Annotated in this window: 12 protein-coding genes; 11 read left to right on the top strand and 1 reads right to left on the bottom strand. The window is 53.3% G+C overall.

Annotation, left to right across the window (positions count from 1 at the left end; translation table 11 throughout):
- Nucleotides 1-171 precede the first annotated feature (171 nt).
- On the top strand, nucleotides 172-2,187 hold the full coding sequence (locus tag E1H14_RS02030; RefSeq protein WP_149389776.1) for a hypothetical protein: 2,016 nt from the start codon (nucleotides 172-174) through the stop codon (nucleotides 2,185-2,187).
- A gap of 67 nt (nucleotides 2,188-2,254) precedes the next feature.
- Here the strand turns inward: E1H14_RS02030 and parC are convergent, their stop codons facing one another.
- Nucleotides 2,255-4,516, bottom strand: coding sequence for a DNA topoisomerase IV subunit A (gene parC / locus E1H14_RS02025; protein ID WP_149389775.1), 2,262 nt, complete (start codon nucleotides 4,514-4,516; stop codon nucleotides 2,255-2,257).
- Nucleotides 4,517-4,630: 114 nt separating this feature from the next.
- On the opposite strand from parC, the gene E1H14_RS02020 reads away from it, so the two are divergent.
- Genes E1H14_RS02020 through E1H14_RS01975 form a run of 10 tightly spaced genes read left to right on the top strand, consistent with a single transcriptional unit; the run spans nucleotide 4,631 to nucleotide 12,927 of the window.
- Complete coding sequence (locus tag E1H14_RS02020; protein WP_149389774.1) at nucleotides 4,631-4,954, top strand: hypothetical protein; 324 nt, start codon at nucleotides 4,631-4,633, stop codon at nucleotides 4,952-4,954.
- Nucleotides 4,954-5,844, top strand: a complete 891-nt coding sequence (locus E1H14_RS02015) for a ChaN family lipoprotein (protein WP_149389773.1) — start codon at nucleotides 4,954-4,956, stop codon at nucleotides 5,842-5,844. The genes E1H14_RS02020 and E1H14_RS02015 overlap by 1 nt, the downstream gene beginning before the upstream one ends.
- The gene (locus E1H14_RS02010) at nucleotides 5,831-6,406 is read left to right on the top strand and encodes a Na+/H+ antiporter subunit E (protein ID WP_160142001.1); all 576 of its coding nucleotides are present in this window, start codon (nucleotides 5,831-5,833) and stop codon (nucleotides 6,404-6,406) included. The genes E1H14_RS02015 and E1H14_RS02010 overlap by 14 nt, the downstream gene beginning before the upstream one ends.
- Before the next feature lie 6 nt (nucleotides 6,407-6,412).
- Nucleotides 6,413-6,676, top strand: a complete 264-nt coding sequence (locus E1H14_RS02005) for a monovalent cation/H+ antiporter complex subunit F (protein ID WP_149389771.1) — start codon at nucleotides 6,413-6,415, stop codon at nucleotides 6,674-6,676.
- A gap of 2 nt (nucleotides 6,677-6,678) precedes the next feature.
- Nucleotides 6,679-7,014, top strand: coding sequence for a cation:proton antiporter (locus tag E1H14_RS02000; RefSeq protein WP_149389770.1), 336 nt, complete (start codon nucleotides 6,679-6,681; stop codon nucleotides 7,012-7,014).
- A complete protein-coding gene (locus tag E1H14_RS01995; RefSeq protein ID WP_160142000.1) occupies nucleotides 7,007-7,924 on the top strand; it encodes a hydrogenase subunit MbhD domain-containing protein in 918 nt (305 codons plus the stop codon). Before E1H14_RS02000 ends, E1H14_RS01995 begins: the two co-directional genes overlap by 8 nt.
- Nucleotides 7,921-8,223 carry an NADH-quinone oxidoreductase subunit K gene (locus tag E1H14_RS01990; protein ID WP_149389768.1) on the top strand — a complete coding sequence of 101 codons (303 nt, stop codon included), beginning with the start codon at nucleotides 7,921-7,923 and terminating at the stop codon, nucleotides 8,221-8,223. Before E1H14_RS01995 ends, E1H14_RS01990 begins: the two co-directional genes overlap by 4 nt.
- Nucleotides 8,220-9,680 carry a complex I subunit 5 family protein gene (locus tag E1H14_RS01985; protein WP_149389767.1) on the top strand — a complete coding sequence of 487 codons (1,461 nt, stop codon included), beginning with the start codon at nucleotides 8,220-8,222 and terminating at the stop codon, nucleotides 9,678-9,680. Before E1H14_RS01990 ends, E1H14_RS01985 begins: the two co-directional genes overlap by 4 nt.
- Nucleotides 9,677-11,173 (top strand): complex I subunit 5 family protein, encoded by a 1,497-nt coding sequence (locus E1H14_RS01980; RefSeq protein ID WP_149389766.1) that lies wholly within the window; start codon nucleotides 9,677-9,679, stop codon nucleotides 11,171-11,173. Before E1H14_RS01985 ends, E1H14_RS01980 begins: the two co-directional genes overlap by 4 nt.
- Entirely contained in the window at nucleotides 11,170-12,927 is a 1,758-nt protein-coding gene (locus tag E1H14_RS01975; RefSeq protein ID WP_149389765.1) for a complex I subunit 5 family protein, read from the top strand. Before E1H14_RS01980 ends, E1H14_RS01975 begins: the two co-directional genes overlap by 4 nt.
- The last annotated feature ends 4 nt before the right edge of the window (nucleotides 12,928-12,931 follow it).

The following is a 12,931-nucleotide window of genomic DNA, read 5'->3' as shown; positions in this document are numbered from 1 at the left end:
GTTCCCGAGAAAGGCTAAAAGCCGCTATTATAGCGCTCTCTGAAACAGGGGTCATTCTGCTTCTGCACACTCTCTGCAGATCTCTGTGAGCACCCGCCGAGACCTGTTATGATTTACGGGTTTTTTGGCCTTATTTTCTTGGATTTCAATAACCGCGGAACTTCATCTTTCATGAGCCAAACGCCTGTCCATCCACCTCGCTCACGTTTGCGCCCGCTGCTGATCACGACTCTGGTTCTGATCACCGGCTTGCTGACGACCTCCGCTTACCTGCGCATGGAAACGCGCCAGCAAGCAGAAGTCTATTCAGAACAGAATAATCAACGCTTAGTGAATAGCATCAGCCCCTTGTTTCTCAACTTACTTCTAAGCAATGACCGCATCAGCGCCAGCTACCTACTTAGTGAATTAACCCAACTGCCCATGATTGCCGGGATGCGTTTAACGGATGCCGAAGGCCACTTAGTCGGAATGGCCGGTCAACATGAAGGGATCGCTGTCAGCCGTGAACTGATCAGCTCCGGTGAGCGCTTAGGTGAAATCAGTCTTTGGAGTTCACCTGAGCCCCTAGAGGTTATGCTGCAAGAGCAACAGAAACAGTTTCTGATCGCCGCCGGCACCACCGCGTTCCTTACCCTCTTTTGTCTTTGGGTCAGTCTCAGCAGCCGCCCCACACCGGCAAGAGCCACCGCAGAAGATGAAGATGCGTTAGTGTCGAGTGACGACCTGGATCTGACGACATCCGACCGCTACCGCAGCGCCCAGCTGTCTGAAGAAGCGCTCAGAGACAGTATTCCGATTATCAATCCAGATGATATTTTACCTCTGGTCATCCCACCGCCAGTTGAAAGTACACCCGCCAAAGCCGCCGTTGCGCCACAGCCACAGCCACAGCCACAGCCACAGCCACAGCCACAGCCACAGCCACAGCTTGACGAGGTTGTGCTAAGCCCTCAGGATCGGCAAGCGCCTTTGGCAGCTGATGCTGAGCCGGAAATCGCCACCCAAAGCTGGACTGTCGATTTAGACACTCCGCCTGTGCTGAGCGAACCCTTAATCAGTCGCGTCACCGAATTTGAACTGGATTTAGATGCCGAGTTGAGCGCTTTGAATCTACGTGCAGAGCCACAGACTCCAAGTAAATCTATCAGCGCACCCACACAAGCCACCCAGCCAGCGCGATCGCCTGAACACGCTCGACTCGAACCTTTTTTCCAACCCGAAACTGGAATAGCAGCGGAAACCCCTGAATTCCCTGAAATTCCTGATCAGACGCTGACACCCGAACCCAGCCTAGCGGCCCAAAATCGTCCTGAGATCCGCCAGGACACTCGCGCTTTCGATAACCAGGATCTGGTCTCTCTATTAAAACCGGAGCCCTCACAGCCCAGCATGCCCAAATTCACGCCCAGCCTGAACCTTAGGGGGGAAGAGTTTGCCGATGAAACCGCAGAATCAGATGCGTATGACCACCTGTTTGTGCCCGCCGTCGAGCTCGAAGAGGAAAGCACGCCGCCGACACGCATCAATCCACTGATTGCCAGCCGTGAAGATGAACCGCTTCCCTTCCTAGCTTTTGAACAGGATCTTGAGCTGATTCTGCCCGCACAGGAAGCTGGCTATTTACTGCTGATCGATACCACCAGCGCGCATTCGGAATATGTTGAAGCAGAAGAGCACCAAGTTTTGATGCGCAATTATCGTGTTTTGGCCAATTCTGTAGCGTCAATTTACAACGGCCGCCTAGTGGTCAGTGCCCTAGGGGATATGCAGATCATTTTTGATCAAGCACAAGAAGATGACAGTCACGGTATCAACGCCGTCTGTGCCGCCATGCTGTTTACTCACCTGTACAAACAGTTTAATCAGAATCGTATTCGTCTTTTCCGCCCCGTGATGAATCTGCATATGGCGCTGGTCCGAGGTCGCAAAGAGCGTCTGGAGCGATTATTCGAGGAAGCGCAGTTCTTAACACGCAGCACGCAGAGCAATGAACTGATCAGCCATACGGCGTTAACTGAAGCACCAGATCTCAAGCGTTCATTGTTAGAAGGTGCAAGTTTCCGACGTGAAGATGAAGATAAGGTATTGATTTTACGGATTGCCGACTCCTATCAAGAGCTCTTAGAGAAGCAAGCACGCCACCTCTTAAGCAAACTCAGCCAAAAACCTGATCAGGCCGGATAAATAGCCTCCAAACGGCTATTTATCCAAGCCTTCAGGCTCAAGGCTCAAGGCTCAAGGGGTTCAGGTTTTACGCCTGAATCTCAGCCACCACACCTAAGGCATCCACCTTTTGATAACCACGCGGCAGTTTATGTCCGCGACGGCCACGCTCACCCTGATAGGGCTCCAGATCCGCACCCTTCAGCTTAAGCTGTTGACGACCACTGCTGACCAACAGCGTATCGGTTGCTGACAAGCAGGTCAGCGCCACCAGATACTCTTCCCGCGAGGCCGCACGCGCTGAAGGGATATTCAGAAGCTTATTCCCCTTGCCTTTGGACAACTCCGGCAATTCGGCAACGGGGAAAACCAGCAAGCGCCCTTCATTGGTCACGGCGGCGACCCGATCGGTTGCCAAGGAAGCAATCAGTACAGGTGACAACACCCTAGCCCCATCTGGGAGCGTCAAGGCTGCACGGCCATTTTTGGTTTTGCTGCTCATTTCAGCAATCGACGTAACAAAACCATAACCGGCATCCGAAGCCAGTAGCACCTTATCGGTCTCTTGTGCACAGATCAGGCCTTCAATACTAGCGCCTTTCGGCAGAGTCAGCTTACCGGTCACCGGCTCGCCCTGACCTCGTGCCGAAGGCAAGGCATGGGTGTCCAGACTATAACTGCGCCCCGTCGAATCGATTAAGATCGTTGGCTGGTTCATCCGCCCCAAACAGGCCAGCTTAAAACCATCACCGGATTTATAACTTAAGCCTGCCGCATCGATATCATGCCCACGTGCGGCACGTATCCAGCCCTGTTTAGATAACACCACCGTCACTGGGTCGGCACTGAGCAGGTCTTTCTCACTAAAGGCTTGAGCTTCCGCACGTGCCACGATCGGTGAGCGACGCTCATCACCATGCTCGGCTGCGGCCGCTTCAATTTCACTGCGTATGAGATCGCGCATTAACTCATCAGACGCCAGGGTCGCTTGTAAGGTTTGGCGCTCCGCATCCAACTCGCTTTGTTCGGCACGTATACGAAACTCTTCTAGCTTCGCCAAATGCCGCAGTTTCAAATCAAGAATGGCATCCGCTTGTTGTTCACTAATCCCAAAACGCGCCACCATCACCGCTTTAGGTTCCTCTTCTTCGCGGATAATTTGAATGACCTCATCGATATTCAAATAGGCAATCAACAAACCTTCCAGGATATGCAGGCGATCCAGCACCTTTTGTAAACGATGCTGTAAACGTCGACGGACAATCTGCGTTCGCCAGCTTAACCACTCAGTTAAAATTTGTCGCAGATCTTTTACCTGAGGGCGCCCATCGACCCCGATCATATTCAGATTGACGCGATAGCTCCGTTCCAGATCTGTGGAGGCAAACAGATGCGCCATCAACTGCTCAACATCGATACGCCCTGAGCGCGGGATAATCACTAAGCGCGTGGGGTTCTCATGATCCGATTCATCACGCAGATCGGTGACCATCGGTAGCTTCTTCTGCTGCATCTGTGCCGCGATCTGCTCAAGAATTTTGGCACCCGACACCTGATAAGGCAGCGCGGTAATGACGATCTCGCCCTCTTCCAGGCTATACACGGCGCGCATCTTCAAAGAGCCACGTCCGCTTTCATAAATTTTCTGTAATTCAGCCGCGGGGGTGACAATTTCCGCCTCAGTCGGCATATCCGGGCCGGGGATAAACGCACATAACTGGGCAACGCTGGCTTGGGGCTGGTGTAAGAGATGGATACAGGCTGCCGCCACTTCACGCAGATTATGGGGCGGAATATCGGTCGCCATACCCACCGCGATGCCTGTACTGCCATTCAACAGAACATTCGGCAGGCGCGCCGGTAGAACTTCGGGTTCCTCTAGCGTGCCATCAAAATTAGGCTGCCAATTCACCGTCCCCTGGCCCAGTTCACGCAGTAAAACTTCAGCATAGGGTGACAAGCGTGATTCGGTGTAACGCATGGCCGCAAAGGATTTTGGATCATCCGGTGATCCCCAGTTCCCCTGACCATCGACCAGTGGATAACGATAACTAAAGGGCTGAGCCATCAGCACCATCGCTTCGTAACAGGCAGAATCACCGTGCGGATGAAATTTACCGAGTACATCACCGACGGTACGCGCCGATTTTTTGTACTTGGCACTGGCTTTTAAACCCAGCTCCGACATGGCATAGACAATACGGCGCTGTACCGGTTTCATGCCATCACCCAGATGAGGCAAAGCACGATCTAGAATCACGTACATTGAGTAATCAAGGTAGGCTTTTTCGCTGAAGGCTTTAAGTGCCAGCGTTTCGGTTTCGCCATTAAAGGTGGTTTCGATGGACATCGGCTATCCCAGGAAGATTCAAAATTCGCATAAATATCAACAAACAGGCTGCAGAATTTCAAGCCTACAGCCATAATTAAACACGCCCAGTGGTTTATCTTTGGAGACTATACCATGACTGTGAGTAACAACCGGTTATTGTTGGAACTGGAAAAATATCGTCGTGAGATCAATCGTAGCATTATCAACCCTGCGATCCCCGAACTCAGTCTCGAAGATCTGAAACCCCTGCTCTCGATGGTGGCTCACACCCGTGCCGCTTATATCCGTGAACTTTTGGATATTGCGCGTATCTCACCGGATCAGGTGCCCTCACCCGATCAGATCAAACAACTACGTGCTTGTCGTGAAACCTTCGATGAGCTGGTGGCGGCCGTCAATGCTTTAGAAACTGTTATTCAACGTGATTATCTGGATGTCAAAACCCGGGAGCGCTAATGCGATTCAGACTTGGCCTAATTTTTATTCTTCTGATGAGCTTCAGGCTAGGGGTTCAGGCCTCACCTGAAAGCACCGAGCCGTCCTTGAATCCTCTGCCTGGCCAAGTTTGGTCACGTGAACAGCAGACATTAGGGCCACTGAACACGTGGCTGGATCAACTGAAACCCGGCACCTGGTTAATTATCGGTGAACAGCATGGCCACCCTGAACACCACGCCGCTCAGCAGAAAATTCTTCAACATCTTGCCGCTTCAGAACAGCTGGGTTATGTGGCTTTTGAAATGCTAAATAGCGGCCAGCAAGCCGCATTGGATGCGCTGCTGGCACAGCCGGAGGCACTCAGTCCCGAGGCGATTGACTGGAATCCTGGCTGGTCTTGGTCGGATTATTCGCCACTCATTCGCTTCGCCCTGGAACAGGCGAAGGGGGTGGTTGCTGCGGATCTAGAACCGTCTGCACAACGCCAGGCCTATCAACAGGGCGCACCCGAAGGAGTATTGGACAGTGCGCACAGCAGTTATATGTTAGAGCTGCTGTGGCAAAGCCATTGTGGCCATCTGCCCAGAAACCAACTGCCCTCGATGCTGAATGTACAGCTCGCAAGAGATCAACATATGGCGCGTCGTTTAAGCGCCTTCACGGCCAGGGATCAGGTGAATCTTCTGATCACCGGCGCGTTACATGCCCAGCGTGATCTCGGCATTCCACGCTGGTTAGGTCCAGAGGCTGTCGAGGTTTTACTCTTAACCTCTATCCAGCCAACTCAACTGCCTGAAGCCTATCTCCCAGCACCCTATACCGAGGCAGACAAACGGCTCTATAGCGCGGATGCGCTCCTCTTCACCCCTGCAGTGCCGGAACAGGATCACTGTGATGCCTTCCGTTAGCCACCGGCCGAGCGCTTCCCAAACCCGTAGAAAGCGCTCCGATCCATTCGCTTTTCTACTGCGCCTTTTACTGGCGTTGCTGTTTTGGTCACTGCTCAGCGAAGGGGCGCTCTCCGCTTGGCTACTGGGCCTACCGGCCTGCTTGCTCGCCGCCTGGTTAAGTCTGCGTCTTAGCCCCACGCCAGAGACAGCCGACCCTATGCAATCGGCGCGCCTGTGCCTGTTCGCTTTACCCTCTTTTTTGCTCTATTTCGTTCAGGCTTCTTGCGTTGCGGGTTTGGATATCGCGCGCCGCACTCTCGATCCTAAACTGCCGCTCCATCCCAGTGTTTTTACCTACCCGACTGAACTGAGTGGATTGCCACTTTGGTGCTTGATGGGTGTCATCAGCCTTTTGCCGGGAACCCTAAGTCTAAATTGGCAACCTAACTGCCTGGAGATCCATTGTTTGGATCAACCCGACAAGGCTGCAGCGGAGTTAGTTCAGGTGGAGAACCGTATCAGGCGTCTATTTACGCTCCCTCTTCTTCAGCTTCCTCTTTTGGATAGGTCAAGGAGTTAAATCCCGATGATATGGGTCTATAGCGTCACGCTTGTGCTTTTGCTCGGCTCATTATTACTGGGCTTGATCCGCATCTGGCGCGGCCCACGCTTGGCAGATCGTCTCTTAGGTGCACAACTCCTAGGCACCACCGGTGTGGCTGTTTTATTGATTCTGGCGGAATGGCAATTGCAGCCGGCCGCACGCGACACCGCACTGGTTCTGGCGATGCTGGCGATGATGCTGGCCGTTGCCTTGGTCGCTGGCCGTCATAAAAGTCGGAGTTCCTGATCATGGAAAGTTTCCTGCCGACACTACTTCTGACCAGTCTACAAGGTCTTCTACTCATCTCGGGAGGAGTTTTATTTGTGGTCGGCTCCATCGGCCTTTTACGCTTTCCGGATACCTGTAGTCGTGTGCATGCGCTGACCAAAGCCGATAACCTGGGACTCGGGTTGATCGTGCTAGGTTTAATCCTCGGCACAAACTCCCTTGGCGTGGCGCTCAAGCTCTTGCTGATCTGGCTGCTCGTCATGTTTGCCAGCACCTTGAGTGGTCATCTTGTCGCTTGGTATGCGTGTTATCACCCGGCAGAGAAGCCCTTGCCACAGGAACCGTCGGATGATTGATCTGCTGCTGGTCTGCGGCCTCTGGTCGCTCGCCCTGACCACCCTCCTGACCCCCAACGCTTTTCGGGCCTTGGTCTTTTTTATTTTATTAGGCTTACTGCTGACACTGGTCTGGATCCGTCTGGATGCACCGGACATTGCCTTAGCCGAAGCAGCTTTAGGAACCGGCATTACGGGCGTGCTGCTGCTCGATACCCTGAAGCAACAGCCGCAACATGCTTTACTTTGCGTTCATCGCACACGTATATTCTGGGCAGTGTTTTCCGGCCTGAGCCTGACACTGGCGCTGAGTTGGGCCTTGCTGCAAGCGCCCGCCATGCCGATTGCGCTCGATCAAACCTTAACGGCACAACTTGATGCCTCCGGTGTCAGCCATCCCATCACAGCGGTGCTCTTGAACTTTCGTGCCTACGATACACTCTTGGAAATAGGGGTGCTCCTGTTAGCGCTGTTCGCGGGGCAAGGCTTACATGAACGCCAGCACCCTCTTGAACAACTCAGCGGCGCCCAGCTGCATAACCCTTTCCTACGCGCCAGCCTCGCACTCTGGTTACCTGGCATGCTGTTATTAGCCACTTATCTCCTCTGGGCGGGCGCTCATCAACCTGGAGGCGCCTTTCAAGCCGGTGCCGTCCTTGCCGCTGCGTTCATCCTGATGCATCTGTGTGGTTTGGCTTTGGATGCGCAGGTCTCACAGCACCTACTGCGCATCGGCGTTCTGGTCGGTTTTGTTCTGTTTCTTGTGGTCGCCAGCAGCTCCATGCTGGCCGGACAAACCCTGCTAACCTATCCAAGCGCCTGGGCCGGAGAGCTGATCTTACTGATCGAGTTAGCGCTCACCTTTTCCATAGGTTTAATTCTATTCAGCCTCTTTACCCTCAATCATCAGATGCGTAAGGAATCGGCATGAACACCTATCTGATCTTTGCCCTCGGAGGGGCCGGTTTGTGTGGAATCGGACTCTTTGGTTTTATTCTGCATGATGATCTTCTGCGCCGCTTAATCGCTTTTAACCTGCTGGGGAGCGGCACCTTCTTAATTTTAGTGGGCTTGGCCCAATCTGGACGCGGCGGGGTGGATGCGGTGCCACAAGCGCTGGTGCTGACCGGCATCGTTGTGGCAGTGGCCGCAACAGCCCTAACACTCATGTTGATTCGACGCTGGACACAACTGAGCCAGCAGAGCCATCTCACCGAGGAGGACGAATGAGCAGCCTTGCCCTCCTGCCTTGGTTATTGATTCTTCCATTAGCCGCCGCCTGCTTAACCGGTCTTCTGCCTTTGCGTGCTACACAAATCAGCAGTCTTTTGGTGATCCTATCGCAAGCCCTCGCCAGCTTACTGCTCCTGCTCTGGATGCCCAGTGATGAGCCTTTGTTTTACTCTCTCGGCAGCTGGGGTGCTCCCCTTGGGATTGTCCTGCGTCTGGATGGCTTAGCCGCCGCTTTTTTGATGATGACGAGCCTAATTGCCTCCCTCTGCGGCCTCTATGCTCTAAGCTATCTTCGTCCCAGCCAACAACCGGGTTTTTGGCCACTCTTTTGGTTCCTCTGGGCCGCTCTGAATGGGATCTGGCTCGCAGGGGATCTGTTTAATCTCTATGTCGGTTTAGAGTTGTTAAGCCTCGCCGCCGTGGGATTAGTCGCTCTAGGCGGCGAAGCAAGTCGGGTCAAAGCCGCTTTACGTTATCTCTTTGCCGCTCTGCTAGGCTCTTTAGGGTATCTACTCGGGGTCAGCCTGCTCTATGGCGCGCACGGCACTCTCGATCTAGAGTTGCTGGCCGAGGTGTTTCACTGGGGGCCGCTCAGTGCTTTGGCCCTAGCCTTGATCCTGGCGGGCTTGGCCTTAAAAACCGCTTTTTTTCCATTACACACCTGGTTACCTCCGGCTCATGCCGGTGCCCTCACACCGGTAAGCGCACTACTCTCCGCCTTGGTGATCAAGGCTTCGTTTTATATCGCTTTACGTCTGTGGGTCGAATTGGAGATGCCAGAACGCAGCCTAGAGGTGGCACAACTGCTCGGTCTGCTCGGTGCCGGAGCACTCTTCTGGGGGGGCTGGATGGCTTTACAGCAGGTGAAATTAAAACAGGTCGTGGCCTACTCCACGGTTGCCCAACTGGGTTATCTCTTGCTGATTTTTCCTTTGCTGAGCAGTAGTTCGAGCGAAGCCAGTCACCTAGCCAGCCAGGGTGGCTGGTTAATGCTCTTATCACACGCGCTGGCCAAAGCGGGAATGTTTCTGGCGGCAGGTAATCTGATTCTTTGTGCCGGACGCAGTGAGCTGAGCGCCTTAGCCGGTTTAAGTCGTTATCGCCCCATGAACATTTTTGCTTTTGGATTAGCCGCGGTCAGTTTGATGGGCTTGCCTCCAAGCGGTGGTTTTAGTGCCAAATGGTTAATGCTGCAAAGCGCTCTCATTTCTGGACAATGGTGGTGGATACTGGTGATTCTTCTCGGCAGTTTATTGTCTGCGGCCTATCTATTCCGCGTCTTCAGTCACACCTATTTAGAAACCCAGGACAGCGTGCAATTTGGTCAACCTAGCCTGATGCTGGAGCTCTGCGCTTTAACCTTGGCGGCACTCAGTATTCTTTTGGGCTTTTTTGCGCCCTGGCCTTTAGCCTGGTTCGCGTTACCCGGTCCCTTTACGGAGGCTTTAGGATGAATCTGCTGCCGCTTGCAGTTCTGATGACCTCCTTCACGGCGGCGATGGTGATCTTTTTATTACCGGAAGCCCGTCACCGCTTACGCAGTCTGATTAATATTGCGGCGGCCTGCTTGAAGCTGGTGTTAGTCATTTTTCTCATCCAAGCAGTACTGCAACAGGATTACCCGGAATTTAGCTGGGAGATCTTACCCGGTTTATCGCTGGTCTTAAGAGCGGATGCACTAGCCATGTTGTTTGCCGGGCTCTCCTCCTTGCTTTGGCTCTTCACGACGCTTTATGCCATAGGCTATTTGGAAAACGCGCCGAATCGCAGTCGTTTTTTTGGATTCTTTAGCCTCTGTGTGGCCAGCACCATGGGCATCGCACTGGCAGGTAATCTCCTCACCTTCCTGATTTTTTATGAGCTGCTGACACTTTCGACCTATCCTCTCGTCGTACATCGTGGCACCCCCGAATCACTTCGCGCAGGACGCACTTACCTGATCTATACCCTGGCAGGCGGTGTATTGCTGTTACTCGGTGTCGCTTTACTCTATGCCGAAGTAGGTGAGCTGAATTTTGGTGACACGGCCGCCCTGGCCGAAGCCTTTCACGCACACCCAGGACGGATGAGTGGCATCTTTTTCCTGTTACTGGTTGGCTTAGGCGTGAAAGCCGCCATTTTCCCTTTGCATGCCTGGTTGCCGACTGCGATGGTTGCCCCAGCACCGGTCAGTGCCTTGCTGCATGCTGTCGCGGTAGTGAAGGCAGGCGCTTTTGGTATTATTCGCCTGGTGTATGATGTCTATGGTATCGAACTGAGCGCACAACAGGGGCTCCTCTTACCCCTGACACTGATTGCCGCATTTACCATTCTGTATGGCTCCTGGCGAGCCCTGCAACAGATCGATATTAAAAAGCGTTTGGCCTTTTCCACGGTCAGTCAGGTGTCTTACATTCTGCTCGGCATCAGCCTTTTTGGCCCACTGGGTACACTCGGCGGCTTAGTCCATCTACTGCATCAGGGTTTAATGAAAGTCACACTGTTTTTCTGTGCCGGTAATTACGCGGAAACACTGGGCATTCATAAAATCCATGAGTTAAATGGTGTAGGACAACGCATGCCTTTGACCAGTGCAGCCTTTACCCTCGGTGCGCTGGGCATGATTGGCTTACCTCCGATTGCCGGATTTATCAGCAAATGGTATCTCGGCCTAGGCGCCTTGCAGGCCGGCATGCCCTGGGTGCTCGGCGTATTGATCGCCAGCAGCCTACTCAATGCAGCTTATTTTTTGCCGGTGTTAAAACGCATCTGGTTCTCTGATCCACCCGCCGCTTGGCCGCAGCAGGCATCTGAATCTAAGCGGCTATGGCGCGACAGCTCACCCTGGTTACTGCTCCCCACTCTCGTGACAGCAACCCTCAGCTTAGCCGCAGGGTTGTTTGCCGCCGCCAGCTGGAGTCCTTTGAGCTGGGCTGAGTTGATCGTGATACGGGAGTATCTACCATGACTTGGGGGTTGCTCTGGATACCTCTGTTACCCCTGACCGGCTTTATCCTGCTGTGTCTAAGTGATTCCAAACGCCTACCTGTCTTTTGCGCGCTACTGGCCCCTCTGCCTGCTCTGATTTACAGCCTGGGCTCGCCGCTGCAATTAGATCTACCGCAACTTTTGTTGGGTAGCCTTTGGCACACCACGCCTTTAAATCAAACCTTTCTACTTTTCACCGCATTGCTGTGGATCTTCAGTGCACTCTACGCTTGGGGTTATTTTAAAGGTGATGAGACGCCTACTCGGCATACTCAACGCTTCTGGCGTCTCTGGTTATTAACCCTCACCGGCAACCTTGGGCTATTAATCAGCGCGGATCTGGTGAGCTTTTACACCTTTTTTGCTTTGATGACGTTTGCTGCTTATGGGCTGGTGATTCACTCTCAATCTGTACAAGCCTATCGTGCCGGGCGCGCCTATCTGAAGATGGCGATTCTAGGGGAGATGCTGATTCTCACCGGCTTCTGGTTAGCCAGCCAAGAACTGTCGGGACAGGTGCCGCGCTTAGAAGAACTAGGGGCTCTCCTCGTAGAATCCCCTCATCAAAATCTCATTTTGTTCTGCTGGTTACTGGGTTTTGGTGTCAAAGCCGGTTTGGCCGGTATGCATCTATGGTTACCTCTTGCGCATCCTGTGGCCCCGACACCGGCCAGCGCGGTGCTCAGTGGTGCGATGATCAAAGCCGGTTTATTTGCCTGGCTCAACCTCTTACCCCTGGGACTGATGACCTCTATTCCTTGGGGACATTTACTCTTAGTCTTGGCGGCGCTGGCGATTTTTGGTGCCGGGCTCATCGGCTCTCTACAAAGCGCACCGAAAGCGATCCTTGCCTACTCCAGCATTAGCCAGATGGGTGTCATGCTCCTGGCGATTGCCGCGATTTTTTATGTGCCTGAAGCCAGTGAAACATTAATCCCACTGATCGCATTTTATGCTTTGCACCACGGCCTGGTAAAAGGCGCCCTATTTTTGTCGGTCAACTTTAATCCCATCGGCAGCCTATTCACCCGCGTGCTCTTGGCCATCAGTTTGATGCTGCCCCCCCTGGCATTGATCGGTTTAGTGGGCGGTGGGATTGCCGCAAAACTGGGTCTTAAAGAGGGTTTAGGCCTCTTTCCGCTGCCCAGCCTGTTTATCACCCTAGTGAGTTTTTCAGCCGTCGCCACCAGCTTGTTGATGAGTCGATTCTTATGGCAACTCCAACGCCATGCCAAAGAGGCCTCTAGCGTTACCCAACATCCCAGCTTGGGTCTGGCTTGGTTAGGTTTGATGCTGGTGGCTCTCTTATTACCCACTTATCTGAGTATCGACCTCGCCCTGCCAGGTTTACTCAATACCCCGAGTGCCTACTTGAGCCTGATCTGGTTGCCCCTCTTTTCACTCTTACTGGCTTATCCCTTGTTACGCCGCAATCTGCCCAGCCTACCTGCCGGCGATCTATGGGTCTTAGGTGAAAAAATGGTTGAAAAATTGGGTGAAAAGCTGAATGCAAAACCTGATACAGAGCAGAATAAGCCACTTGGAAAAACACCGGAAAGGCTCACGGCTGATCCGGCAGCAAACGTGCGCGCCCTTCCAGACTCAGACGATTCTGGCAGAGCGGCATTTAACACCGGGCCTCGGCTTTGGGAGCGTTGGGGACGCACACAAGCCGTGGCACTCTTTAGTTTGATCTGGTTACTGTTATTCCTGGGCTTAGGCCTAGCCCTTTAGGGAT

Source organism: Nitrincola tapanii (genome assembly GCF_008368715.1).
Classification (GTDB): Bacteria; Pseudomonadota; Gammaproteobacteria; order Pseudomonadales; family Balneatricaceae; genus Nitrincola; species Nitrincola tapanii.
Note: the sequence above shows the minus strand (reverse complement) of the source record. Positions and strands in the feature narration are given on the sequence as shown.